Here is a 26,060-nt window from a genome sequence, read left to right on the forward strand (position 1 = left end):
TGAACTGAACCAGAAACAACGTACATAAAATAAAACGCCCAGAAGTAGAATAGCTTTAAATTACGCAAACTGGCATCGTTTTTCATACGGTGTCAGTTTTGTTTTTAGTTGAATGCGTTCAAAATTATAAAAATAGATATACTCATCGATAACCTCGTTAGCCTCTGCAAATGTTTTGAGATGTATTCTCGAAATGCATTCTGCTTTCAAAATACTAAAAAAGTTTTCAGCTAATGCGTTATCATAACAATTTCCTCGCCTTGACATGGACGGTGTAATACCATACTCTTTAGTTAGGTTAAAATACCCCTGTGAAGTGTATTGAAACCCTTGGTCACTATGGAGTTGCAGCTCTGTAGTGACTTTTTCCTTTTTCATGGCAGTTCGAATTGTTTCAAGAACTAAATTTACAGTTTGTTCTGTTCCTGTTTTATAAGCAATAATACTGCGATCAAACGCATCGCGTATCATTGATAAATACAGGATTCCTTGGAGTGTATGGATGTATGAAATGTCGGTAACCCATTTCTGATTCGGCGCAGTTGCTTCAAAATCACGATTGAGTAGATTTTCATATTTATGAAGTTGTTGCTGCATTCTCTTGTATTTTTTACGTCGGCGAATTTGAGATAATAAATTATATTTGCTCATTAAGCGAAGAACGGTTTTCGGATCAATAAATATATTTCTATTCTGTTGAAGCCACAAATGAACCCTTCGATATCCATACGTTCTTTTTGATATTTCTTGGCATACCGCAATTTCTGCTACGATTCGTTCATTGCGATTCGGTTGATTCATGCGATGAACAAAATCATAGTACCCACTGCGTGATACATCAAAAAAGTCACACATTGCAGAGATAGAATAGCTGTCTTGGTTTTTATAAATTGCCATGTATTTTACAGATGGCCTCACTTCCTTCCAACGATTTGAAGAAAAGAACGTAATAGTTCGTTTTCCATCTTTAAACGCTTGATTTCATTATCTCTTTTATCCTGTATGGTAACATAGCTTTTAGGCGGTCTGCCTTTTTTCCGTGGAATAATTCCAGATTCAATCATCTTTTGTTTTCGGTTGTGTCTTCGGATTAGTTCTTTGATTACGTATTTATCCTTAAATCCATAGAACTCGCTAATTTCACGATTCGTTTTGCCTTCTTCTTTCATTTTTAGAACGTCGAGAATAATGTGTTCTCCAAAATGTTTTATTCCTCTTTGCCCTGACATATGAACACCCCCAGTCATAGATTAATTATCTACAACTGGGGGTGTTTTGTCATTGTCCGTTTTTATTGGTTCAGTTCAATGCAGTTCACGGGATTCTTTTTTATAGACGCATTAGCGCCATTGATTTGGGCCGTTTTTCTTGTTTTTGCTTTCCTGGTATTTGTTCCACAAAAAGCGTCCGCCCATAAACAAGCCGCCCAGCAGCAAGAGGTTGAAGAGCAGGCCAAAGATGCCGGAAGCTGCGCCGCTATTACCGAAACCAAACATGTTGCCGAGCATGCTGCCCATCAGCATACCGCCGCCGAACATGCCGAGACTGCGCAAGAAACCGCCGCTCGTTGACTGCTGTGCGGGAGGAGGTGTAGGGGGTTTGGCGGCAGGCGCTTTTTCACCCAAGGTGCTGGCTGGCGTTGACGGTTTATAGTCGGGCGTCGTGCTGGATGAAGTGGAGTTGGTGCTTGAACTCGAACTTTTGGGCGGAGGCGGGGGCGTTGCGCTCTTGGTTTTAGAACCTCCGACAGCGGCAAAAGCAATGGATTGAACAGAAAACAGGACTAAAAAAGCAAGTAGCGTGGCTTTTTTCATTTTTTTCATGGTTTGGTTATTCCTCCTTGTACTCTCTTACATCTTCGGGAAAGGTGTAAATTTCATTTAACGTTGGCAGTTCGCCGGACAAGTAGCGATCGATGTCATGAACATCGATGTAGAATGTGCAGGCTACTTCAAGATAGCCCTGGCTTTTTCCTTGCGTCAAATCGCGAAGCGCCATCAAGCGTTCTCTAAGAGCCAGACATTCCTCCTGTGATGCGGTTACCTGTAAGGTGGCCAACGGCACGCCGTGGTCACGCAGGACCTCGTGCAAAGTAAGTCGTTCTGACATGATGATTGCTCCTTTTTCGCCGAATAAATCAAAAAGACCATACTTACATGAATGAATCATATAAGCAAGGTCTGACCAGCAAAAGTCTTGCCAGTAAAACCGGATGCGTCACCGCATCGTATTGACGATTTTACTGTAAAGGTTACTCCCCCTGCATACTATGCAATTGCTTTCTATTATACGTGGGGGCCAGTAAGGTGTCAATTACTATCGTATGGCGATGGCAGATAATAGTGGAAAAATAGTGAAAATACAGATATAATGAAAGCGAAAGAAAAAGAGATAACGGATTGACAATAAATGCTGCAATCCGTTTTTCTTTGTGCAAAAAAGAAAAATAGCGGATTTTCTCAGGGGGATATGCAATGCAAGCAAAAAAACGACAAGCGATTGCCGTCGTAACCGGAGCGGCGCGCGGGATCGGTAAAGCAATCGCAACCCGCTTGGCGCAGTGCGGCGCACAAGTCATTCTTGCAGATATCGATATCGAGGCCGGTGAGGCTGTAGCCTGTGCATTAAGAAATGACGGGTTGGCGGCTGTTTTTCAGCCGACTGATGTTGCCGAGGCTACCGAGATAGAGCAACTTTTTGCGCGGGTGGAAAACGAATATGGGCGCTTGGACTGGCTTGTCAACAATGCGGCGTTGGTTTCCTTTAAGAGTATTGATGAACTGAGCCTGGAAGAATTCGATAGAATGTTCGCAGTCAATTTGCGTGCGTATTTTGCCACGGTGAAACTTGCCGTGCCGTTATTACGAAAAGCTTCGTCTGCAGCCATTGTCAACATTGCGTCTACGCGCGCGCTGATGAGTGAAGTTAACAACGAAGCCTATGCGTCGATGAAAGCGGGCGTGCTGGGACTTACGCATGCGCTGGCCAACTCACTCGGACCGGCGATTCGGGTGAATGCGGTTTCGCCGGGCTGGATCGATACTTCGCAAGGGACAGTGGCGCTTACAGCGCAGGATCATGCGCAGCATCCGGTGGGACGCGTCGGCATGCCGGAGGACATTGCGGAGCTGACGGCATTTTTATTGTCTAATGAGAGCGGTTTCATCAGCGGACAAAATATTGTCGCCGATGGCGGCATGACGAAAAAAATGATATATCATGAATGAGGCAGGCGATACAATGAGTCAAGTAAAAGTAATCAAAGGGAATCTGATATACGCCGCTGAAAGAGATGCCTTTACGATTTGTCCGGATCACTATCTGATCCTGCGCCAAGGGCGGGTGCAGGCTGTAGTCGATAGGTTGCCGCAAGAATATGAAGCCTGTCCGGTTGAGGATTTTGGCGAGCGTTTAATCATTCCCGGTTTGGTCGATCTTCATACGCATGGCGCTCAATTCAACCAACGCGGTTTGGGCATGGATCTGCAATTGTTGGAGTGGTTGGAGCAATACACGTTTAAGGAAGAAGCACGCTTTGCCGACCTCGCGTATGCGGCTTCCATATATGAAGCCTTTGCGACGGAGTTAATCAGGCAGGGGACTACGCGTGCGGTTATTTTCGGTACGATTCACGCGCCAAGCTGTGATATTTTGTGCGAGGTCTTAAAAAGACGCGGCATCGGCGCCTATGTCGGAAAAGTGAACATGGATGCAAACTGCGGCGCAGCGCTGCAAGAAGATACGCAGCAGTCTTTGCGCGAAACGGAAGAATTCCTCCTCCGTTGGAGCGGTGAACCGCTAGTCAAACCCATCCTTACGCCGCGCTTTGCCGTGACGAGCACGCCGCAATTGTTGGAGGGCCTTGGCAAATTGGCCCTTCGCCATCAAGTACCGGTGCAGTCGCACTTATCAGAAAATATGGCGGAGGTTCGTTTGGTTGCGGAATTGTTTCCTGCGCAGGGCGAATACCATGCGGTATATGACAATTATCAGCTGTTCGGCCAGACGCCGACGATTATGGCGCACTGCATTCATCTTACGGACAGTGCGGTAAAGCGCATGTGTGAAAGCGGCGTGGTTGCTGTTCATTGCCCGGATTCCAATCTGAATCTGGCCAGCGGCATCATGCCGACGCGTCGCTTGCTGGAAGCGGGCGTGACAGTGGGGTTGGGAACCGATATTGGCGCGGGTCATACCTTATCGATGTTGCAGACGATGCGCTCCGCGATTCAAATGTCCAAGATCCAATCGAGTTATGACAGTGCGCAAAAACCATTGACATTGCCGGAAGTTTTTTATCTGGCGACCAAAGGAGGCGGTCGTTTCTTTGGCAAGGTCGGCAGTTTTGAACCCGGTTATGAATTTGATGCGCTGGTCATTGAAGATACTCCGGCCGAACGCGCGGGAAAGACCTTGCTGGAACGATTGCAGCAATTTATTTACACAGGAAATCCTGGAAATATTATTGCGCGCTACGCAGCAGGCAGTCCATTGAAATAAAACAGAGGATAGGTTGTCTCAATGCAGACGGTAAGCCGTCATGCGGAGGCAACCTTTTATTATTTAAACTTATAGAATGCATTATTAAAATTAATTTATCTAATTTAAAATGCTATGCTACAATCCGAAGAGAGCAATCATTGCCCATTCGCTTTATTCTATGCTCTACGGAGGTTTTTTATGTTTAGCGTGCTCCATCTGATTCAGCCGGAAACGGTTGAAGAAGCATACAAGGCGTTGATCAATAAACGCAACAATGCAGTCCTTGGCGGCTGTACTTTTTTGCGTTTAGGGTCGCAACGGATTGGGACGGCCATAGATTTGTCAAACCTGGGACTGCGTTATATACGCGAGGAAAACAGTGAAATTGAAATCGGCGCAATGGCGACATTACGTGATATCGAAAAACATAGCGGCCTTGCACTCTGCGGCAATCATATCCTGTCGCGTGCGCTCGGCTCGATTATCGGCATACAGTTTAGAAATGTTGCAACGCTTGGCGCCTCAATATTTTCAAAATATGGTTTTTCCGATGTGATCACGGCATTCTTGGCGCTGGATGCAGACGTGGAGCTGCATCACGGCGGGCGTATGTCGTTAGAAGCGTTTTTGGCGCGTCCATATGAAAAGGATATTTTGACGAAAGTTTTTGTGCATAAGAGGAATCGGTGTGCGGCATACTTGGATTTACGCAATTCAGCCAGCGATTTTCCGGTTTTGAATGTTGCGGTTTCGCAGAGTGAGTGCGGTTGGAGGATTGCAGTTGGCGCAAGGCCGCATTGTGCGGTACTGGCTAAACAGGCTGCGGCCTTGCTCGAAGCGGCGCGCGTTATCGATGCGCCTGTTATTTTGCGGGCGGCGCAAACGGCAGCGGATGAAATCACATTCGGCGCTAGTATGCGCGGTTCGGCTGTCTATCGGCAAAGCGTATGTCTGACGCTTGTACAACGTGCGATTGAGGAGGTCATCTCATGCAAATTGAAGTGATCATTAATGATAAAGCGATGGCATTGCGCGTCGGCAAAGCGGAATTTTTAGCGGACGCACTGCGCCGTTATGGGTTTTGCAGTGTGCGTAAAGGTTGCGATACGACTTGCTGCGGTCTGTGCAGTGTTTGGATCGACGGACAGCCGACATTATCCTGTGCGGTGCTTGCGATTCGCGTCGACGGAAAAACGGTTACGACGCTAGAAGGCGTCGCAGCGGAAGCGGAGGCGTTTGCCAAAGTTCTGGCTGCGGAGGGCGCTGAACAATGCGGTTTTTGCAGTCCTGGCTTCATCATGACGGTATTGGCGATGAAACGCGAACTTACCGCGCCGAGCGATGAAGAAATTATTCATTATTTGACGGGAAACCTCTGCCGCTGCACCGGCTACATGGGACAACTCCGGGCGGTTAAGACTTACCTGGGGGTGGCAAAGGATGCGTAATGTCAGCAAAAGTGTGCCCAAGACCGATGCATTGCCGCTGGCGCTTGGCAAACCGGTTTATACAGAAGACTTGGCGGACGCGAATGCGCTCGTTGTAAAAATATTGCGTAGCCCGCATGCATTTGCCCGAATCAAGCAAATTGACGCCAGCAAGGCCTTGAAACTGGAGGGCGTTGCCTGCGTGCTTACGCATAATGATGTTCCTGATGTGCGGTTTACCTTGGCAGGGCAGTCTTATCCGGAGCCGTCGCCGTACGACCGATTAGTTCTCGATCCGATTGTCCGCTATGTCGGCGATGAGGTCGCGATTGTCGCGGCCGTTGATGAAAAGACCGCCGTCAAGGCGATGAAACTGATCAAGGTTGATTATGAAGTGTACCAAGCGGTACTCGATTTTGAAAAAGCGGCCGGTGCCGCATCGATCATCCATCCGGAAAGCGATTTGCATTGCAATTTTGATATTGGTATGAAGCAAATGGAGAATGTCGTTTCCACGCACAAGACCGAAGTCGGCGATGTCGAGGCGGTATTGGCCGAGTGCGCTGTAGTTGTCGAGGAAACGTACCATACGCAGGCGCAGGCGCATGCAATGATGGAGACATACCGCGCATTCAGTCATCTTGACCACACCGGGCGCTTGGTGGTGGTTAGTTCGACGCAAATTCCGTTTCATGTGCGGCGTCAATTAGCCAGAGCGCTGCAAATTCCTGCCAGCCGAATCCGGGTGATCAAACCGCGTATCGGCGGCGGTTTTGGCGGCAAGCAGACCGGAGTGGTCGAGATGTTTTGCGCGATCGTGACGTTAAAGACGGGCAAAGCGGCGAAAATCGTGTATGATCGCAAAGAGACCTTTGGCTGCACGACCAGTCGACACGCCATGAAACTGACGGTACGGCTTGGGGCAGATCTAGAGGGCTATATCCGTGCGGTAGATATTCAGGGACTGTCGGATACCGGCGCTTACGGCGAGCATGCATCGACCGTATTTGCAGTTGTAGGCGATAAAACGTTGCCGCTTTACAACAAGACAAAAGCGGTTCGCTTCTATGGACAGGTCGTATATACGAACAAGATGCCGGCGGGTGCTTTGCGCGGTTATGGTGCAACACAGGGCGGCTTCGCACTGGAATCGGCGGTAAATAAATTGGCGGTGGTCTTAAAGGTCGATCCGGCGGAGCTGCGCCTGAAGAATCTGATCCGCGAAGGCGAGACCAGCGTTACCGGAAAAACGATAAACAGCTCTGCACTGGACCGCTGTATTATTACCGGAAAAGAGTTAATCGGCTGGCAGGAAAAATATCCGACGCGCAAGGAGTGCGGCGCTGGAAAAGTGCGCGGCGTCGGCATGGCCGTCACGATGCAAGGTTCCGGCATCGCCGGAATCGATACGGCGGCGGCCGAGATCCGCTGGAATGATGACGGAAACTATACGCTGCTGATTGGGTCTACGGATATGGGAACCGGCAGCGATACGATACTGGCTCAAATGGCAGCCGAGGTGTTGGATGCCGAACTTGACAGCATCATCGTCCACGCGGCCGATACCGATGTATCGCCTTATGATCCCGGCTCGTATGCTTCAAGCACGACGTATGTCACAGGGATGGCTGTTGTGAAAGCGGCGCAGGAGCTGAAGCAGAAAATAATGGAGCAGGCTGCATTGCACTTGGCTGCCGATGCGGCGGATCTGGTCTGGGAACGCGAAGAAATTCGCACGCTTCGAGGCGACAAGCGGATTGAACTCATCTCTTTGGCAAACCTGCTTGTTTCAGGACGCGGAAAAATGCAGTTGAGCGGTACGGCGACGCATGGCAGTCCCGTTTCGCCGCCGCCGTTCATCGCCGGTTTTGCCGAAGTCGAAGTCGATCTGGCAACCGGTAAGGTTGCAGTTGTTGAATATGTCTCCGTAGTGGACTGCGGCACGGTGATCAATCCGAATCTGGCGCGCATTCAGGTGGAAGGCGGTACGGTTCAGGGGATTGGTATGGCGCTAACTGAAGATGTGCGCTATGATCGGCGCGGCATGATGCAGACGAACAGCTTCATGCAATATAAAATCCCCAGCCGCAAGGATGTCGGCGAGATCAAGGTCGCGTTCGAAGCAAGCCATGAACCGACCGGACCCTTTGGCGCGAAATCGGTGGGTGAAGTTGTCATTAATACGCCGCCGCCGGCGATTGCGCATGCAGTATATAATGCCACCGGCGTCTGGATAACGGAGCTGCCGATTTTGCCGGAAAAAGTATGGCAGGCGGTGCAGAAAAAGCAAGGAAACGAAGAATAAGAACGGAGGCGTTTTATTATGACAGAACAAAGTTCAAATAAAGTACATCCGGTAGATGAAACGTTGCCGTTGGGCAAACTGTTTACTTATGGATTCCAGCATGTGCTGGCCATGTATGCGGGCGCGGTCGCCGTACCGCTGATTCTTACTAATGCCCTAGGACTCGGCAAAGAGCAGTTGATTTATCTGATCAATGCGGATCTTTTCACCTGCGGCATTGCAACGCTGATTCAAACGCTTGGTTTTTGGAATATGGGCATTCGTATCCCGATCATTCAAGGCGTTACCTTTGCCGCCGTTACGCCGATGATTATTATCGGCAAGGCACATGGTCTGAACGGTGTTTACGGTTCGATCATCGTTGCCGGCGTGGTCACATATCTTGCGGCGCCTTATTTCAGCCGTTTATTGCGCTTTTTCCCTCCGGTAGTGACGGGAACGATTATCACGATTATCGGCGTTACGCTAATGCCGGTCGCCGTACGCTGGGTCGGAGGAGGCAATCCGGCGGCAGCGAATTTTGCCAGTTTGCCGCAGGTTGGATTAGCCATGATGACATTGGCGTTGGTACTCTTTTTTTACCGCTATTTTAAAGGCTTTCTCAGCAATATTGCCGTACTGCTCGGTCTTGCGGCAGGTACGCTCATTGCGATGCCATTTGGGTTGGTGGACTTTTCCACGCTTGCGACTGCTGGCTGGATCGGTGTTACGACTCCGTTTGCTTTCGGTTTGCCGACGTTCGATCTCGCATCGATCGCGGCGATGGTCGTCGTGATGTTGGTCGTCATGACGGAGACGACCGGAGATTGCATTGCCGTTGGCGAAATCATTGATAAACCGGTCACGGAAAAAGATTTGGCGCGCGCGCTTCGTGCGGACGGTTTTTCGACGATGCTAGGTGGTATGCTCAACAGTTTTCCTTATACGGCTTTTGCGCAAAATGTCGGCTTGGTTGGTTTGACGCGGGTGAAGAGCCGCTTTGTCGTTGCGGCAGCGGGCGCTATCTTGATCGTGCTTGGCTTGCTGCCCAAATTGGCCGCTGTGATTGCCGCCGTACCGGTGGCAGTATTGGGCGGTGCGGGAATTGCCATGTTTGGCATGGTTGCCGCAAGCGGCATGAAAACGTTAGCGAAGGTTCAGTTTGACGGCACGCACAATATGATGGTCGTTGCGGTCAGCATGGGCATTGGCATGATTACTCTGGCAGTACCGAACTTTTATCATCATTTCCCCAGCTGGGCACAGGTGATTCTGCACAGCGGCATCACGGCCGGCAGTGTGACGGCCATCCTCTTGAATGCGCTGCTCAATGGTACGCAAACAGCGTCTGCGGTGAAGGAAAAGATGGATCAAGCAAGCTAAGTTAAAGAACGGGGCCTTTTTTGCGGCAGTGCAAAAAAGGCCCCGTTTTGTAAAAAGTTCATAAAGTTGTAATAAATATGACGAAGAGTTTGTAAAATTCATCTGATACAATTACCTTGCGGCGGAGCCTGTCGCAAGCGTTGATAAGGATGTGAATTTTTATGTTCAAATCGAAAATCAAAGAAATGTTCAACTATAAGAGGATTTATGTGAGCGATGAGTATTTGCGCGTTGAAGTCGATGAGGCACAGATACAGGAAGCTTTGCTGGCGACCGCGAAGCGCAATGCCGAATTGCTTGAAGTGGATGATTATATAAAAAAGGGTGACCTCGTCACCATTAAAATGGAAAGTATGTTAGAGTGGTATAATCAAAAGAGTATTGTCTTGCTCGTCGGCGCGGGCATGTTTCACCAGCAATTTGAAAACAAACTCATCGGCTTGAAAAAGAATGAAAACCAAGTGATAAAGTTTGATGGTTATATTATCAAAACTAAGATTATCAAAATTGAACGACAGTATGTACCGCTGCTAACGGATGAAATGGCGGCCCGCTCGGGAGTGGAAGGCGTCGACAGCGTAAAAAAACTGCGTGAATATCTGTATGCGGAAAGTTTGCGTCGTTCCCGTCAAGAAAGCTATCGGAAAACAAGCAATATCGTTTTTGAACAGCTTGTCAAGTTGTCGGAGTTTTTGATCGCGGAGACGGATCTTGATTTGATTTGCCGCAGCGAAATCAGCCGTTGGATCACGTTGCTTGAAATAGCAGGCTTAGATGCGACGGAGCTGACGCCAGAACAGCTTGAACTGAGAATCGGTTGCCGTTCGTTGGAAGAGTTCATGCAGTACAATCGCAGCTGGTATATATTGATGATCAAAGAAATGCTGCTTGGAAAAGCGTTGGCTAAGATGGATCGGGTGGCTTTTACGAAACGTACATATGAGGATTATATTAGAAGATACGCGCTGGAGAACGGCTATAAGTTGGAACAGGCGAGACGCCTGGTTGCCTATGAGAAGTACGTCATGGAAAGTTATCAGCGATACGGCAGGGAGCGGGTTTATCAATATTTTCTTCAGCAAGAGGAGCGTAAAACAGCGCAGGCGATGTAACCGTTCGACTGTTTTGGCTGACGGTGGTACAATAAGGCAAAAGGCTGAATCAGTCAGAGGAGGATATAGGATTGCAACAGCAACAACACCAGGTATTAGTTGTCGACGATGATAAAGAAATTGTCGGAGCGATTGAAATTTACCTTGCCCAGGCGGGGTTGGCAGTGACCGTCGCCTATGACGGAGCCGAGGCGATCCGCTTATTGGCGGAGAAAGAATTTCATATTATTGTCATGGATATTATGATGCCTAAATTAGATGGCATTCAGGCCATGCTGAAGATAAGAGAAGAAAGAAATATTCCTATCATACTTTTGTCGGCAAAAAGTGAAGACACGGATAAGATCTTCGGTTTGACGATGGGAGCGGATGATTATATTACGAAACCGTTTAGTCCGTTGGAGCTGATTGCCCGAGTGAAGTCGCAATTGCGACGCTACACGACGTTCGGTGCAGCGCCGGTGAATAGTGGTGCGATCACGACGGGCGCTTTGACGATGGATACCGAACTGAAAGCGGTCAGCGTAGATGGCGAAGAAGTCAAGCTGACGCCGATCGAATACAAGATGCTGCTCATGTTGATGCAAAATCTCGGGCGGGTGTTTTCAATCGATGAAATCTATGAACGTGTTTGGAATGAGCCGAATATCAATGGACATAATACGGTAGCCGTCCATATTCGAAGAATTCGGGAGAAAATTGAAATTAACCCGAAGGAACCTAGATATCTTAAGGTGGTGTGGGGGATTGGCTACAAAATCGAAAAATATTAGCTTTTCGATTTTTTTCAAAGTTTTGGCGATCGTAGTCGGCTTGTTCGGGACATTGCAGGTCTATTCCGGTATGGGGGCATACCGGGATTTTCCTTGCGGACTGGAAGCGGATTATTTGCAAAGCGCTATGTTGGCGGAAGAAGTTGCAGCGGTCAGAGAACGATTGGTTGTAATGCTTACGTTGCGCGGCGAAGATTATATCCTTAGCGGTCAAGCCGTTTCGGCGACGGAGTTAGAGCAGGAATTGACTGCTGTGATTCAAGAGCGTAAAGCGGCAACACAACGAGTCGCAGATAAGTATGACGCGCAGATAGAGGCTGCGATTCGGATGGACAGCCAGGAGGATAAAGCGCGCCTTGAATGGGAACGAAGCGAGAAACTGGCTATGCTCAAGGCGGAGTTTGAGAACAAACAGGCGGCGGCTAAGGATGCATTGGTGGCAAAGAAGATAAAGCTTTTTAACGAAGCGAAAAGCTTTATCGAGAACTACGACGGACTCTTTTATTCGGTTATGGATAGTAACCAAGCGGCCAGCAAAGAACCGGAAGCCTATCTTGCTTTGCCCTACCATGGCAAAGTGGTGTTGACTCAAGATCAGGTCGCATATATTGCTTTTAGCGAAACGGTTTTCCAGCGACAGGCGGCGGCGTTCGAACCACGGCATAAAAACGGTTCGGCGGGTATTTATCGCACCGCCGGTGGTTTGATTTTGATAACGTTCTCTCTCTTGTGGTTGATGCACACCGCTGGTAGGACGCCAAGTGGTGAAAGCCTGCAGTGGGCGTTTTGGGAACGATTATATCTCGATGCGGCCCTGCTTCTCTTTGCGGCCGCGGCTACGTTGAGCGGCAGTACGGGCTTTTCGATTGCACTGGAAGAACAAAGTCGCCTTGCGCCGCTTGTTGTACAAGGCGGGCAGTTAGCATTTGCAGTCACCTACTTGCTGTGCATCGCATATGCAGTGATGTTGGCAAAGCGCTGGCGAAGCCGCTCGATGCTTCGCCATACCGCGCTATATCGCTTGCTTTATGAACTGCGGCAAGTTGTTGGCGGCGGTGCGCTGTTTATAAAAGCAGTCGCCTTTCAATTGTTGTATTTGACGGCATTAGCCGGCAGCGGCGTTTTGTTTTGGCAACTGCGTGAGCGCTATGCTTTACTCGGAGAAATAGCGGGCGTCATTTTGTTTCTGGCAGTCAATTATGCAGCGGCAAAGGTACTGTTGAAACGACTCGAGGGATTCAAAGCGCTGGCTGAGGGAATCAAGCGAATCAAGGATGGTCAGATGGAGTGTGAAATAGGGCCGTGCGGTTCACCGGGCATCGATGAGGTGATTCATGATTTGAATCATTTGGCGGATGGCTTGAAAAACGCTCTGGAACGTGAAGTCAAAGCCGAACATATGAAAGTGGAATTGATCACAAATGTCTCTCACGATTTGAAAACGCCTCTTACCTCGATTATTTCGTATTCGGACTTATTATCGCGCGCGGGTCTTAGTGAAGATCAGGTGCAAAAATATGTGGCGATCATACAATCAAAATCAATTCGTTTGCAGCATTTGGTTGATGATTTGTTTGAAATTTCCAAAGCGCAGAGCGGAACGATCGCACTGAAGCTTGAGGCATTGTGCCTGAATGATTTGCTTTCGCAATCTTACGCCGAGTATGAAGACGGCTTTTCCGCGGCTGAGCTTATGATGGTGATGAACATGCCGGAGGAAAAGATCATGGTAATGGCAGACGGAACCAAATTGTGGCGCGTGATGTCGAATGTACTGAACAATGCCATTAAGTACAGTCTGGCGGGAACGCGTGTTTATGTAGACGTTCGACGCAGTGAAGACGTTGCCTATGTGACGGTGAAAAATATTGCAAGTTATCCGATGAATTTCAATGAAGTTGAAATTGTTGAACGCTTTGCGCGCGGTGATGAATCGCGTACGGGCGATGGCTCGGGCTTAGGTTTGGCTATTGTAAAAAGTTTCATGGAATTGCAAAAAGGCAGTTGCGAACTGACTGTCGATGGCGATTTGTTTAAAATCAGACTGGGCGTTCCGTTGCTGAAATAGCGGATTTTTTATTGCAAGAGAAAAAAACACGTGGGACCATAGCACTAAAACATAGTCCTGTGGTATCATAGTGAATATGCAATAACGGATCCGAAGGGATGTCTTAGGATGCTTGGGATTGGCGGCTGTGATACAGAAAAAATTTGGCGTTTGGCAGAGCGGTTAATAAACTGCACGGATGCACTGGAAATAAGGCGGATCATTTTAGAAGAAGGATGTCGCTTATTTCCGGGCAGTCGTGGAGTTTTATTTGGCGTACAGGCGCAGACCGCCAAACTACAAGTCCTGCTTGCCACCGAGCCGGAGCTTTGCGGACTGGAAAAGGTCTTGAAAGAAAAAAAAGAAATCCTGCTTTGGTTAAAATCGCCGCAGCATCCTCTTTTGCTCGAGGCAGGCAAGAATTGGAGTGGGAGCTTAGAGCGAGCTGAAATCAGCCTTGACGCCATTCTTGCCTTGCCGCTTAAAAGAGACGGTGAGCTAGAAGGGGTGCTTTGCATCATCAATCTTGATCATGCAAACAGCCTTTATGCGATGCGTTTAGCGGCTCTGCAGAGGATGGCCAGTTTGGCGATGGCGGCAAAAACGCGGGCGGAGCAGGCAGAAAAACTAAAAAAGGAACTGACGGCAGGTCGAAAAAAAGAGGCGGAGCTACGGCGTTGGAGTTATCAGGATGCATTGACCGGATTGAAAAATCGGCGCTATTTGGAAGAGCGTATAAAAAAATGGGAACATGAATTGGAAAAGCGCCATCTGGCATTGATTATTTGTGATTGCGATGGCTTGAAAGAAGTAAATGACAGTTATGGTCATATCGTCGGGGATCAGTATTTGACCAATACGGCGGAACTGCTGCGCCAGTGTTGCCCTGAAACGGGGGCATGGATACGTTTGGGCGGCGATGAATTTGTCTTATTTTGGCCGGATGGCAGTGTTGATGAAGTGAAAAAACTCTGCCGTAAAATCAAGAACTTGTCGGTGCGTCTGCCAGGAGTGAAGGGCGTCCAAGGTTCACTGTCCGTCGGCTGGGCTGTTGCAAGGGGTGCAGAGAAGACTTTGTGGCAGATTATTAAAGAAGCGGATGGAACAATGTACAAGGCGAAACGGCGCAGCAAACAGGAACGGCTAGAACGCACGCTGGAGATGCTGTGAATTGCTATTTGCAATTGTGTACTACTTTTGCTAAGATGAATAGCAGGCTCGCCAGCCGGATGACGCAAATGAGCGTCTGCATCAAGGAGGGAAAGGTATGAAAGTAATCCAGTCATGGCTATATAGTATTGTGATTGCTGTTGCGGCAGCGCTATTTATTAATATCTTCTTGTTCCAACAGATTATTGTCGAAGGGCGGTCGATGGAGCCGACGCTAGAGAACCACGAACATATCGTTATTTCCAAACTGGGCCATACGTTAAAACAGACGCCGGATTATGACGCGATTGTGGTGCTTGACAGTCGGATCAAGCGTGAACGAAAACTGCAGGATGATTTAATCGAACCGGTGAATAACTGGGTACAGCGCCAGGATTATATTTATATCAAACGGGTTGTCGGACGTCCCGGTGATGTGATGCGATTCAGCGGCGGCAAGGTATATCGCAATGATGTTGCATTGGCGGAAACGTATATAAAAGAGCCGATGAAATATTCGAACGATCAGGCGATCAAAGTGCCGGAAAATCATGTTTTTGTCTTGGGTGACAACCGAAATAACAGCAGCGACAGCCGTTTTATGGGCGCGATTCCCGTTGATCATGTAACGGGTGTGATGATTTTTAAATTATATTAGAAAAGCAAAGAACGATCTGTTCCAGCTGGAATAGATCGTTCTTTTTCAAGTCTTAACCACGGATCATGTATTGCAGGAGCAGCGTCAAATCTTCAGGATCGGAGGCGATGATTTCAATGTCTTCAATTTTGGCTTCGCTGAAGATTTTGGAAAGCGCGACATATTGGCAAAGCTTTGAGCGCAGATTCAAACGATCTCCCTCGGAAGTCACCAATTCGATGCTTCCTTTACATTGGTCAATGACTTCCATAAAACGTTCCACGTTGGTTACTTGTAGAATCTTCAAGGCAATTACCTCCCTTAAAATGGCTGATACTACGTTATTCGCTGATTAAGCGCCAATTTCCTGCGCCGAAAAGCACAAGTACGGAGAAGATTCTCGCATAGGGAGGGGTTTCCAGTTTCGATGCCGAATAGTAGCGAAAAAGAGAGCGCGCCGCGTGAACTAAATGAAAGCGGTGCAATGAATAAAGTGGGGTGACGAAGATGAAATCATTGGATTATTATATGAATTTACCATATAGCGTAGTGGTGGAGAAAACCGGTGAAATGAAATTTTCCGCAACGGTCGTGGAACTGCCCGGCTGTATTGCGCAAGGCAGCAGCGAGAAGGATGCGCGAAGCAGGCTGAAAGTGGCAAAGGAGGAATGGCTTCGTAAGGCACTCGATAAGGGGACGGAAATTCCTGAGCCATCCGTGTTGAATGATGCCATCGAAGCTGCGATTAAGCTCAAGCAGGCCGAGAATTCGGCGACAAACCTTGAGATGCTACATATCTTGATGCAGATTAAGGATGGTAAGATTACGCTTGATGATGCGATAAAGCTATTTTCGCATCATCAAGCGCAGCGTAACAATTTTTCGGCTCAGGCGTCGACCAGCAACGAACGTGATGAATCGATTGAAAAGTGAGTGAAAAAGACAGTTGCCGATGCAGAGTAGGCTCATGGCAACTGTCTTTTAATTTTTCAAAGCGGATGTTATTACTGGGGAGCGTGAAGCTCACGTTAAAGATGTCGTTGCGCAGTTTTTTCGCAGGGGTTGGTGAAATGACAAGTTTGCTTTATAATAATACTGAAATTAAGCAAAGCTGCTTGGACAGGAAAGATGGAGGAAATGAGAAGACAATGGCGATAGAAATGGAAAAGTTGGAAGAATTGCAGGAGAAGGCATGGAATAAAAGAGAGCAGCTGCTTTGGGGCTGTGATATAGCGAAAGAGAGCGACCTGCGCTTCTTCTTGTCGCGTCTGACGAAGGATGAGTTGGCGGATGTGCGCCGCAGCTTGCAATTGAAAGGCATAAGTTCGCTGAAGAAAAATGAACTGGTGGAGCGATTGGCAGAAGAAATTGTTGCCGGATTGCCCCGGCTGCTGGGTGACTTGAATCTCGAACAATACGAAATCGTTAAGAGACTTGTCGCTGCGGGCGGTAGCATGTCCGGACAGAATTTTAACGATGGTTGCGTTGTTTTTTTTCGTAAGCGGGGACTCTTTTTTTCCGGATTGAAGGATGGGGAACGTCAGCTCCTGATGCCGAGCGAAGTAGTGAAAGAGTTGTCTACTCTGGACCAGACTGCGCTTGCCAAGCAGGCGGCTGCCAATGACGAGTGCATGACGTTGGTGCACGGGATGCTCTATTATTACGGCGCAATGTCACTGGCGCAAATCATGGATCAACTTAAGGTATTGGAGCGTGCCAAAGGCTTTGATGAAATAAGGCTGGATCGTTTATTACGTGAAAATGCAGCGGTTTACTATGATCTGATTGCCTGCGATAAGGATATCTTTTTTCATTTGCTGGCCGACCAGGAACGCGTCCGTGCCGAACATGACTTGCGGTCCTCTCTGCCGTGGCGCGCGTTCACACCGAGACATTTGTGTTTGGCCGGTCAGGTTGGCTTTGTTGAAAAGACGGAAGCTTTCTTGCGTTTGGCGGAATTCATTGGCGAATACTATGCCATTACCCGCGGCGAGGCGGAAGGTTTGGTCGAGGAATGCGTCGTTGCAATCAATGACGGTTATTCGCTGACGGAGTTGGTGGAACTGCTGCAAGAGAGCTTGGAAATGGATTCTGAGGGAATTGTGCAGGATTTTGTTGCGCTGTTGACCTACCTGGTTAACAACACACGCCAGTGGGGGCTGAAAGGACATACTCCGGCGGAATTATCGATTCGTGATCTCGCTTATAAGAATGTCTTGCAGCTTCCGTTGGCAAAAACGCCGTTAGCTGCAGGAAAAACAGTGGGGCGCAATGAACCGTGCCTGTGCGGCAGCGGTAAGAAATTCAAAAAATGTTGCGGCAACTCGTAAGCGGGGGCGTTTTTAATCTAAATCTAATGCACGTTTAATGTGGGACTAATCTTCTCGGGCTATGATAAAGCTAAAGCAAACCGAAGGAGGCGTCCGGAATGATTAAAGAAACGATTTCACGTTTGGCCGAACATAAACGCAAAATCTGGGGTGTTGTCATTGTTCTAATTTTTGTAGGCGTATTGAATGTTGCAGCGCATGCGATGTTTCGAGTGCAAGGAGTTGTCAAAGGCGTCGAAGGATCGCAAGTCACGGTGGCGGATTTTTTTCGCACGCAAACACTTGATTTGTCCGGTGCCGCAGTAAACATGGCTGCGATAAAGCCCGGCGAACGAATCTTTGTTCAAAAAAATCTGCAGGGTGAAGTGCTTTATGTATCGGTCGCAAAAGAACGACATGGGCAGGAACGTGAACGGCATAATCGGCCGGATGGCAGAAATGGCAACATTGAGCATGGTGTAGTGAAGCCGGACAACAGGTAGTAGCTCAACTAAACAAAAAAGAATCGCTAAAAAAGCGATTCTTTTTTGTTTAGTTGAGCTACATTGTAAAACGCTGGACGCGCCGCTGCAGATCGTCGGCCATTTGCCGCAGAGCATGGCAGGACGCAGCCACTTCCTGCAAGGTTGCGCTCTGTTCTTGCGCCGCTGCCGATACGGATTGTGTTTGATCGGCGTTTGAATGTGTGATGCTGTTGATGGACTGCGTCGCAACAACCATTTTGCTGCTGTCAGCACTCACTTGGCGCATGGCGGCATCTATTTCGGAAATCATGCCGACGCTTTGCGCAATGAGCGCGGCAATGTTGCTGAATGCTTCTCCCGCGCTGTCTACGACGCGAACGCCGGCGTCGACTTCAGCGGCGCCAGCCTGGATGACTTGAACGGCTTCTTGGGTGTCGGATTGAATCTCACTAATTAGCGTAGCGATTTGATTGGCGGCGGCTTGCGATTGTTCCGCCAGCTTGCGAACCTCGTCGGCAACGACCGCGAACCCGCGTCCCTGTTCACCGGCACGGGCCGCTTCGATCGCGGCATTAAGCGCTAAAAGATTGGTTTGTGCGGCGATGCCGGAAATCGTGTCAATGATTTGCCCGATCTCCTCGGAACGCGTACCGAGGGAAGTGATTACGCGTGAGGAGTGCTGCACTGTTTTTTCAATATTGCCCATTTGCACCTTGGCGGCAGCGACTGCATTACCGCCATTTTCAGCGGCCGTGGTCGTTTCCTGTGAAATATGATTGACTTTGCTTGTGTTTTGCGCAGCGTGCTGAATGGCCGAGGCGATGGCCTGCGTCGTCACGGTTGAGGTGGCAACGGCGTTGGATTGCGTTTGAATGCCTTCGGCCAGCTCGGTTATGATGACCGCGATCTGCGTGGTTGCCTGTGCGGATTGATCGGCCCCGCTGCTCAGTGCATCCGATGCGGCGGTCAATTTGCCTGATTCGCTGGTAATACCCGACAGCAACTCGCGCAAATGGTTGGACATGACGGAAATTCCTTGTGCCAGATCGCCGATTTCGTCATTGCGATCAATGTTCAATACGCGCTGACTAAGATTGCCGTCGGCGATCAATAACGCTTCCTGGCGCAGCAATTGGATCGGCTTTGAAATTCGGCAACTGATCAGGTAGGAAAAGAGCAGGCTGAGCAGCAGACAAAAGAGGGTAAGCGAAAGAATAACCCAGGCCAGTCGGTGCAGTGCGTCGCTCGATTCCTGTTCCGCAACGCTTACGGCTAAGACCCATTTCTGTCCGCCGGGTAATTCGATTGGCGTGAATACGGAGTCGTAGAGGACGCCGTCGGTAAAAGAATAATAGCCGCTATGCTGCTTATTGTCGCTGGCGGTTTGACTAAAGAGGTTCAAGAGGCGATCATCCAGGAGCGGCAAGGCCGATGCTGCTTTTTGTGCGCTGTCTTTTTTCGTCAAATCCAACTTACCGACCAGCTCAGGAGCTTTAGGATGCGTCAGCAGCAGGCCGGAGTCGTCAATCAAGTAACCATGCCCTGTTTTCTTATAATGGATTTGATCAACGGCCGAGAGGATGTTATCGAGCGGCAGTGTGCCGCCAAGCATCGCTTGTAATTTGCCGTTGACAATAACCGGAACCGTAACGATGACGGCCGCTTTTCCGGAAGAACCGGACTGCAGGATGTCGGAGATGACCGGTTTTTTTGTTTCTAGTACTTTCTTATAGTAGCTGCGGGTGCTGACGTCGGATGTTGTGCCGTTAGAGCGTAGCGCAGAACCGTCGAGGCGAATATAGCTGATATTGGTCAACTGAGAAAGACGTTTATTTTCGCTGGATAGCGCGGTCAGTAAAGCGGGGATATTTTGTCCGTTTTTGATGTCGGGCTGACTGGCGACGCCTTCTAGTTGGGCGACGATCAGTGAAATTTCTTGTGCGACATGGTCTGCACTGCCGGCGGCGATGCTGGAAATGGTTTCATGAATGCTGCGATCCAAATAGTCTTTGGACAAATAGAGGCTGGTGCTGCCGAGCAGACCGAGGGAAAGCAGGAGCAGCAAACTGATTAGTCCGGTCAGACGTAAGCGTAGATTGATTTTCATGTGTGTTTCCTCCTCTTTTTGTAAAAAGGCGACTTCCCTTACGTAAGGGAAATCGCCTTTTCGAAAACAGAAACGTTGTGGAAGTATATCCATACGGGTTTTCAAGTGAACGCAGCGGATGCTGCCGCTACGTCTTCTGGCCCGAAGATGGTACGACTAAAAGTGGATCAGACCTGTTGCCAAGCAATACAGGAGCCAGATGAAGGATACCCCAATTGCCGGCAGCAAGGCGTATTTTTGCAAATCGCCGAACTCGACCTTGTTCAAGCCGACCAAGAGATAAGTGGAGGCGACCAGCGGACTGAGCAGATGGGAACCTTGACCGATCAGTGCGGCGCGGCCCATTTCCTGTGCGGTGATGCCGTATGCGGCGGCCGCTTTGGCGAGAACCGGCAATACGCCGAAGTAGAAGGCGTCATTCGTCATGAAGAAAGTGCCGGGCAAGCTGAGTACAGCGGTAATGAGAGAAAAATGAGGTCCCATTGAAGCTGGAATTGAGGCGATGATGCTCTTTGCCATCGCGTCAGCCATTTTCGTGCCGGCCATGATGCCCATGAAAATACCGGCGGAAAAAATCAGCGCGACAACCGGCATCGCATTCGCGCCATTGGCTGCGATGCGTTCGCCTTGTTGTTTCAGACTCGGGTAGTTGATCAGCAGTGCCAGTGCGGTACCGATCATGAAGAGAATAGCCAGCGGGAAGACTTCGATGACCAACGAAACCAGTAAAACAACGGTAAGCGTGATGTTGATCCAGAATTTGTCCGGGCGTTTCAACGCTTCCACTTCCGGGTCGTGGTTTTCGGCGGCCAGTTTGGCATGATCGAGATCTACGATGCCAAGGCGTTTGCGTTCCTGCATGCCCCAGCGGTAAGCGAGGAAGAGAACCCAGATACAGGCAAGCGCCATCGCAGGAATCATCGGCACGAAGACATCCTGTGACTCAACCTTCAGTGCTGCTAAGATACGGCCGGTGGGGCCGCCCCAGGGGATGATGTTCATGACGCTGTTCAGAACAATCGTAACGGCCGGCAAAATCATCGGATTCATGCCGACGGCGCGGTGCACGCCGAGCATTGCCGTCGTCGTGACCAGGTACGTGGTGGAGCCGTCGCCATCCAGTGAAACAAGAGCTGCCAAGACGGCGGTACCGATCGCGATTCGCACCGGATCGCCTTTGACAAAGACCAGGATGCGTTTGATCAACGGATCAAACATTCCCGTGTCAATCATGATGCCGAAATATAGAATGGCAAAACAAATCATAATGCCGGTTGGGGCGACTTGTTTTACGCCGTCCATCATCATCTTGCCGAGTGCCGGGCTGAATCCCAGTATGGCGCCGAAGATGATGGGCACTGTGATCAGGGCCACCATGGCGGATAAGCGTTTTGACATGATCAGATACATAAAGATTAGAACCATCAAAAAACCTGAAATAGATAAAATAGATGAGAACGTCACTAAGAATCAGTCCTTTCGCAATAATATTTGTCTTGCTGCATGACTACCGCGCTTTCTATCCCTCCCGTTTGGAATTATTTTAATATTCAATTCGCACTCACAGTGTAATATGTATCGATTAGTCTGTAAAATCTAAACAATTGATAGCTAGGCATCAAAAATACTTATCTTTCGCGCAAAGAAGAAGCGCAAAAGCTTTAAGGGCGCGCTTGGAAGAGAAAAAACATCCGTCGCTTTGAGATAAGTGACGGATGTTTTGAAAATCAAATGGAATTCATAATCGTATTCTTAAAATCCATATTTTCGACAAATTCGATAAAGGCTTTCACGACATTCATCTCTCGAACGTCTTTTTGATGAATCATCCAGGTTTTGCGGATCAGAGGCTGGCCGTCGGGCATGTGCAGGAGAATCTTGTGGATGTCAGGCGTGCTGCGTAAAATCATGTCCGGCATGATCGCGTAGCCCAAACCGTTGATCACCATTTCCTTGCAGGTCACCAGACGATCGACTTCCATGCTGATCAGCGGCGGCTGGGAGAAATTGTTGCGCCACCAGGTATCCGTTGCGGCATTGACAACATAGTCGGTCTTAAAATCAATGCGCGGCAGGTTCGGCAAATCTTCCAACGCAATTTTGGTAAGCGAAGCAACACAGACATTTTCTTCAAACAACAGGTGTTTTTCGTTTTGCCATTCATAGTCGGCGCGGGCAAAACCGACATGAACGTCCTGGTTGTAGACCTGCTGATACACTTCGCGGCTCCAACCGGTTGTGACCTTGAATTCGACGGCCGGATAGCGATCTTTAAAGTGGCGCAGCAGGCTGGGGAGAATGAAAGTGGTAAAATAGCTGGATGCGCCGATTCGCAGTGTGCCGGATACCGTGCTGCCCATGTTGGTGACCGTTTCCTTTACGGTACGCAGATCGACGAGCATTTTACTGGCTGTTTTAGCCAAATATTCGCCTTGCGGCGTAAATTTTACGCCCTTACTGGTGCGATGAACGATTTGCACGGCGAATTCCTTTTCGATTTGACGCAATCTTGCCGTTAGAGCCGGTTGCGAGATAAATAATGTTTGCGCGGTTTTGGTAATGTTCTTTTTCGCATAGAGCTCTTGTAGAATGAGCCAATCGCGGTTTTCCATCTAAAAATTCCTCCCGTATTAGCGGCAAATCCTCATAACGAGGCAGCAGTGCCGACATCTCGTTAAAATTATTCGAGATAAGTCTGCCAAATCCTTGTTGCAGATCTGTCATAAATAATTTCTATCGCTTACTATAGCGGATTTGTATTTTTGCTATTATTGTTGATGAAGTATAATAACTCTGACAATTTCGTTACGTTTACATGTATGGAGGTAGGAAAGTGATGAAGAGCATAAAGCAGGTGGCGCAAGCCGGAACATTGGAGTCGAGCGACATCATGATCACCTTGTCGCCGGCGGATGCGGGAAGCGGCATCGAAATCGAACTGATCAGCCCGGTGCTTAAGCAGTTTGGCGATGAAATCAAAGCCGTGATTCGGCAGACTTTGCTGGAGTGGAATCTTGAAGATGTCAAAGTCCATGCCAACGATAAAGGGGCTCTGGACTGTACGATTGAAGCGCGTATGACTACCGCGATTGAGCGGGCGATTCGGTAAGGAGGAAAAATGATGGAAAAATTAACAATGCGCCGCGCGATGATGTTCATGCCGGGAAACAATCCGGCCATGCTGCAAAACGCCGGAATTTACGGAGCGGACACGGTCATCTTTGATATGGAAGACTCCGTGGCAATCAGCGAGAAAGATTCGGCCAGACGCTTAGTGCATAATGCGATCAAGCGCTTAAAGTATCCTTGTGAAGTGGCGATCCGCATCAATCACATCCAGACCCCATATGGCCTTGATGATTTGAAAGTGGTATTGCCGGCGCGGCCTGATTTGGTTCGTTTGCCGAAAGCGGAAACTGCGAAAGACATTCAAATTGTGGATGAGATCATCAGCGAAGCAGAAGAAAAAAATGGTTTTGTACCCGGATCGATCAAAATGATGGCGGCGATTGAAACGGCGAAAGGTTTGATGAATGCTTATGAAGTCGCTACTGCCAGTCCGCGTATGGTTGCGCTGGCCATCGGCGGGGAAGATTTCATCGCCGATCTGAAGACCAGTCGCACGTCGCACGGCAATGAGCTTTTCGTGCCGCGCGGCCAGCTGGTCTTGGCGGCTCGGGCCGCCGGTATTCAAGCGATTGACAGCGTATATACCGATATTAACAATGAGCAAGGCTTCATCGAAGAAACGATTCGCATCAAGGAAATGGGCTTTGACGGCAAATCGGTCGTAAATCCGAAGCAAATTCGTCTGGTGCAGGAAATTTTTGCGCCGACGGAAAAGGAAATTGCCCATGCAGAGAGAGTGATTGCGGCGTACCAGGATGCGCTAGCGCGTAATTCCGGCGTCATCGCCATCGACGGAAAAATGATCGATACCCCGATTGTGACGCGGGCCGAACGGGTTTTGGCTTATGCGGCGGCGGTCAGAAAATAGCGCGAAGGAGATTGCGACATGATAAACAGTATCGGCAGAATTATTCCCGATCAAATTAAAGGGATTGAAACGATAAAACCCTATCAAGGACCATTTGCGTTGCAGCCGCAAGGCCGCTCCGTCGGACGGAAACTGGGCGTCAATATTCCAAAGTCCAATAAGTTGTTAAAATCAATCGAAGATGCGATTGATGCTGCGGGTCTCAAGGATGGAATGACGATCTCGTTCCATCATCATTTTAGAAATGGCGATTACATTTTAAATAAAGTCGTCGAAACGATTGCGAAAAAGAAAATCAAGAACATCACGCTGGCGCCGAGCTCCCTTAACACGGTGAATGAAAGCATCCTGCCCTATCTGGAGCAGGGCGTCATCTCGGCGATTGAAACCAGCGGCGCGCGCGGCGAGCTCGGCAAGTTTCTCACGTACGGCAAACTGGCGAAACCAACGATCATTCGCTCGCATGGTGGGCGCGCACGGGCGATTGAGAGCGGCGAACTGCATATTGACGTGGCGTTCATCGGCGCAGCATGCTGTGATTCGTTCGGTAACATCAACGGCGTGAATGGGCCGTCGGCGTGCGGTTCGATGGGCTATGCGATGGTGGATGCCGAATACGCGGACACTGTTATCGCGCTGACCGATAACTTGGTACCGCATCCGATTTTCCCGATCAGTATCCCGCAGACGCAAGTGGATTATATTGTCGAACTGCCGAGCATTGGCGATCCGAAAGGCATTGCGTCGGGTGCGCTGCGCATCAGCCGCAATCCGCGCGAACTGCTGATTGCCGAATTTGCGGCTGGCGTCATTGAATATTCGGGCTATCTGAAAAACGGTTATTCGTTGCAACTCGGCAGCGGCGGCGCGTCGCTTGCGGCGGCCCGCTTCATTAAAGAAAAAATGATTGCACAAAAGATAAAAGGCAGCTTTGGAGTCGGCGGCGTAACCGCGCCGTTTATTGAAATGCTGGAAGAAGGCTTGTTTGAAGTTCTCTTCGATGTACAGGATTTTGATATTCCGTCCATTGAATCGATCAAGAATAATCCGCGGCATCTTGAAATGTCGGCCTCTTACTACGCCAACCCGCATAACGGCGGACCGATCGTCAATAATCTTGACGTGGTCATCCTTAGCGCGACCGAGGTCGATGTGGACTTTAATGTTAACGTCATCACCGATTCGAACGGAGAAATCATGGGCGCATCCGGCGGGCATTGCGACACGGCGGCCGGAGCCAACCTTTCAATCGTCGTGGCGCCACTGCTGCGCGGTCGTCTGCCAATGGTCTTGGATAAAGTCAACACGGTGGTTACGCCTGGTGAAACGGTCGACGTCATCATCACCGAGCGCGGCATCGCAGTCAATCCCCGCCGTGCAGATCTGATGGATAATTTGAAAAATACTTGGCTGCCGGTGATGAGCATCGAGGAAATGCAGAAAATGGCGTATGACTTGACGGGTAAACCGAAAGAAATCGAAGTGAGCGATGACGTTGTCGCGGTTGTCGAATACCGTGACGGCAGCATTATCGATGTGGTGCGTCGCCCGTTGTAAGAGCGTTGTCTAATGAGCGGCGGGGAGGTGAAAGAAATGGGACTTTTTGATTTTCTGTTTGGCAAACCCAAAGCAAAGCAAAGCAAAAAGAAAAAGCGTCCGCCTGTAGAACAGTCGGTTGAGAACCGGAGCGTACCTGAGGGATCTGATGCGATCAGCCCGGAAGTGATGGCGATCCTTTCGGCGGCCGCAGCGGCTTACGTTATCCTGGAAGAAGATTCGAAAGATATCGTTTTTCGGATTAAAAGAGTTAATACCGCGTGGGAAATGGCCGGGCGGCAACAACAGATGAATGCGCGTTCTAAATAAAA

Annotated in this window: 26 protein-coding genes; 18 read left to right on the forward strand and 8 right to left on the reverse strand. The window is 49.1% G+C overall.

The features are described from left to right. Nucleotides 1-60 precede the first annotated feature (60 nt). From QTL79_RS16505 to QTL79_RS16520, 4 genes are all read right to left on the reverse strand, one after another. Nucleotides 61-897, reverse strand: a complete 837-nt coding sequence (locus QTL79_RS16505; RefSeq protein WP_346353979.1) for an IS3 family transposase — start codon at nt 895-897, stop codon at nt 61-63. A gap of 17 nt (nt 898-914) precedes the next feature. Next, nucleotides 915-1,229: a hypothetical protein gene (locus QTL79_RS16510; RefSeq protein WP_346353978.1), complete on the reverse strand. Its 315-nt coding sequence runs from the start codon at nt 1,227-1,229 to the stop codon at nt 915-917. 111 nt (nt 1,230-1,340) lie between these two features. Next, complete coding sequence (locus QTL79_RS16515; protein ID WP_346356059.1) at nt 1,341-1,823, reverse strand: hypothetical protein; 483 nt, start codon at nt 1,821-1,823, stop codon at nt 1,341-1,343. Nucleotides 1,824-1,830: 7 nt separating this feature from the next. Next, nucleotides 1,831-2,109, reverse strand: a complete 279-nt coding sequence (locus QTL79_RS16520) for a hypothetical protein (RefSeq protein ID WP_346356060.1) — start codon at nt 2,107-2,109, stop codon at nt 1,831-1,833. A gap of 365 nt (nt 2,110-2,474) precedes the next feature. On the opposite strand from QTL79_RS16520, the gene QTL79_RS16525 reads away from it, so the two are divergent. The 11 genes from QTL79_RS16525 to lepB all read left to right on the forward strand — a co-directional run bounded on the left by QTL79_RS16525 (nt 2,475) and on the right by lepB (nt 15,315). Next, nucleotides 2,475-3,227 carry an SDR family oxidoreductase gene (locus QTL79_RS16525; protein WP_346356061.1) on the forward strand — a complete coding sequence of 251 codons (753 nt, stop codon included), beginning with the start codon at nt 2,475-2,477 and terminating at the stop codon, nt 3,225-3,227. Between the two features lie 13 nt (nt 3,228-3,240). Further along, the gene (gene guaD, locus QTL79_RS16530) at nt 3,241-4,500 is read left to right on the forward strand and encodes a guanine deaminase (protein WP_346356062.1); all 1,260 of its coding nucleotides are present in this window, start codon (nt 3,241-3,243) and stop codon (nt 4,498-4,500) included. A gap of 180 nt (nt 4,501-4,680) precedes the next feature. Further along, the gene (locus tag QTL79_RS16535) at nt 4,681-5,487 is read left to right on the forward strand and encodes an FAD binding domain-containing protein (protein ID WP_346356063.1); all 807 of its coding nucleotides are present in this window, start codon (nt 4,681-4,683) and stop codon (nt 5,485-5,487) included. Beyond that, a complete protein-coding gene (locus tag QTL79_RS16540) occupies nt 5,472-5,930 on the forward strand; it encodes a (2Fe-2S)-binding protein (protein WP_346356064.1) in 459 nt (152 codons plus the stop codon). The genes QTL79_RS16535 and QTL79_RS16540 overlap by 16 nt, the downstream gene beginning before the upstream one ends. Further along, complete coding sequence (locus QTL79_RS16545) at nt 5,923-8,214, forward strand: xanthine dehydrogenase family protein molybdopterin-binding subunit (RefSeq protein WP_346356065.1); 2,292 nt, start codon at nt 5,923-5,925, stop codon at nt 8,212-8,214. The genes QTL79_RS16540 and QTL79_RS16545 overlap by 8 nt, the downstream gene beginning before the upstream one ends. Before the next feature lie 18 nt (nt 8,215-8,232). Beyond that, nucleotides 8,233-9,576, forward strand: coding sequence for a nucleobase:cation symporter-2 family protein (locus QTL79_RS16550; RefSeq protein ID WP_346356066.1), 1,344 nt, complete (start codon nt 8,233-8,235; stop codon nt 9,574-9,576). 161 nt (nt 9,577-9,737) lie between these two features. Continuing rightward, entirely contained in the window at nt 9,738-10,688 is a 951-nt protein-coding gene (locus QTL79_RS16555) for a trigger factor (RefSeq protein WP_346356067.1), read from the forward strand. A gap of 71 nt (nt 10,689-10,759) precedes the next feature. Next, the gene (locus QTL79_RS16560) at nt 10,760-11,461 is read left to right on the forward strand and encodes a response regulator transcription factor (protein WP_346356068.1); all 702 of its coding nucleotides are present in this window, start codon (nt 10,760-10,762) and stop codon (nt 11,459-11,461) included. Beyond that, complete coding sequence (locus QTL79_RS16565; protein ID WP_346356069.1) at nt 11,436-13,529, forward strand: sensor histidine kinase; 2,094 nt, start codon at nt 11,436-11,438, stop codon at nt 13,527-13,529. The genes QTL79_RS16560 and QTL79_RS16565 overlap by 26 nt, the downstream gene beginning before the upstream one ends. A 108-nt stretch (nt 13,530-13,637) precedes the next feature. Then, on the forward strand, nt 13,638-14,678 hold the full coding sequence (locus tag QTL79_RS16570) for a sensor domain-containing diguanylate cyclase (protein WP_346356070.1): 1,041 nt from the start codon (nt 13,638-13,640) through the stop codon (nt 14,676-14,678). Nucleotides 14,679-14,775: 97 nt separating this feature from the next. After that, on the forward strand, nt 14,776-15,315 hold the full coding sequence (gene lepB / locus QTL79_RS16575) for a signal peptidase I (RefSeq protein ID WP_346356071.1): 540 nt from the start codon (nt 14,776-14,778) through the stop codon (nt 15,313-15,315). 52 nt (nt 15,316-15,367) lie between these two features. Here lepB and QTL79_RS16580 read toward each other — a convergent pair whose 3' ends face one another. Then, entirely contained in the window at nt 15,368-15,601 is a 234-nt protein-coding gene (locus QTL79_RS16580; protein ID WP_346356072.1) for a polya polymerase, read from the reverse strand. A gap of 200 nt (nt 15,602-15,801) precedes the next feature. On the opposite strand from QTL79_RS16580, the gene QTL79_RS16585 reads away from it, so the two are divergent. From QTL79_RS16585 to QTL79_RS16595, 3 genes are all read left to right on the forward strand, one after another. After that, complete coding sequence (locus tag QTL79_RS16585) at nt 15,802-16,227, forward strand: type II toxin-antitoxin system HicB family antitoxin (protein WP_346356073.1); 426 nt, start codon at nt 15,802-15,804, stop codon at nt 16,225-16,227. 215 nt (nt 16,228-16,442) lie between these two features. Then, nucleotides 16,443-17,624 carry a YecA/YgfB family protein gene (locus tag QTL79_RS16590; protein ID WP_346356074.1) on the forward strand — a complete coding sequence of 394 codons (1,182 nt, stop codon included), beginning with the start codon at nt 16,443-16,445 and terminating at the stop codon, nt 17,622-17,624. Between the two features lie 98 nt (nt 17,625-17,722). Beyond that, nucleotides 17,723-18,106: a hypothetical protein gene (locus QTL79_RS16595; protein ID WP_346356075.1), complete on the forward strand. Its 384-nt coding sequence runs from the start codon at nt 17,723-17,725 to the stop codon at nt 18,104-18,106. A 58-nt stretch (nt 18,107-18,164) separates the two neighbouring features. Here QTL79_RS16595 and QTL79_RS16600 read toward each other — a convergent pair whose 3' ends face one another. The 3 genes from QTL79_RS16600 to QTL79_RS16610 form a co-directional block, all read right to left on the reverse strand. Then, nucleotides 18,165-20,195: a methyl-accepting chemotaxis protein gene (locus QTL79_RS16600; protein WP_346356076.1), complete on the reverse strand. Its 2,031-nt coding sequence runs from the start codon at nt 20,193-20,195 to the stop codon at nt 18,165-18,167. Nucleotides 20,196-20,351: 156 nt separating this feature from the next. Then, the gene (locus QTL79_RS16605; protein ID WP_346356077.1) at nt 20,352-21,659 is read right to left on the reverse strand and encodes a CitMHS family transporter; all 1,308 of its coding nucleotides are present in this window, start codon (nt 21,657-21,659) and stop codon (nt 20,352-20,354) included. A 263-nt stretch (nt 21,660-21,922) separates the two neighbouring features. Continuing rightward, the gene (locus tag QTL79_RS16610) at nt 21,923-22,807 is read right to left on the reverse strand and encodes a LysR family transcriptional regulator (protein ID WP_346356078.1); all 885 of its coding nucleotides are present in this window, start codon (nt 22,805-22,807) and stop codon (nt 21,923-21,925) included. A 224-nt stretch (nt 22,808-23,031) separates the two neighbouring features. Here QTL79_RS16610 and citD point away from each other — a divergent pair, with 224 nt between their 5' ends. Genes citD through QTL79_RS16630 form a run of 4 tightly spaced genes read left to right on the forward strand, consistent with a single transcriptional unit; the run spans nt 23,032 to nt 26,058 of the window. Continuing rightward, nucleotides 23,032-23,304, forward strand: coding sequence for a citrate lyase acyl carrier protein (citD, locus tag QTL79_RS16615; RefSeq protein WP_346356092.1), 273 nt, complete (start codon nt 23,032-23,034; stop codon nt 23,302-23,304). A gap of 12 nt (nt 23,305-23,316) precedes the next feature. Further along, nucleotides 23,317-24,192, forward strand: a complete 876-nt coding sequence (locus tag QTL79_RS16620) for an aldolase/citrate lyase family protein (RefSeq protein ID WP_346356093.1) — start codon at nt 23,317-23,319, stop codon at nt 24,190-24,192. Nucleotides 24,193-24,210: 18 nt separating this feature from the next. Then, nucleotides 24,211-25,749, forward strand: a complete 1,539-nt coding sequence (citF, locus tag QTL79_RS16625; RefSeq protein WP_346356079.1) for a citrate lyase subunit alpha — start codon at nt 24,211-24,213, stop codon at nt 25,747-25,749. Between the two features lie 36 nt (nt 25,750-25,785). Continuing rightward, complete coding sequence (locus QTL79_RS16630; RefSeq protein WP_346356080.1) at nt 25,786-26,058, forward strand: hypothetical protein; 273 nt, start codon at nt 25,786-25,788, stop codon at nt 26,056-26,058. Nucleotides 26,059-26,060: the final 2 nt, after the last annotated feature.

It is taken from the genome of Azotosporobacter soli, assembly GCF_030542965.1.
In the GTDB taxonomy this organism is placed as follows: domain Bacteria; phylum Bacillota; class Negativicutes; order SG130; family SG130; genus Azotosporobacter; species Azotosporobacter soli.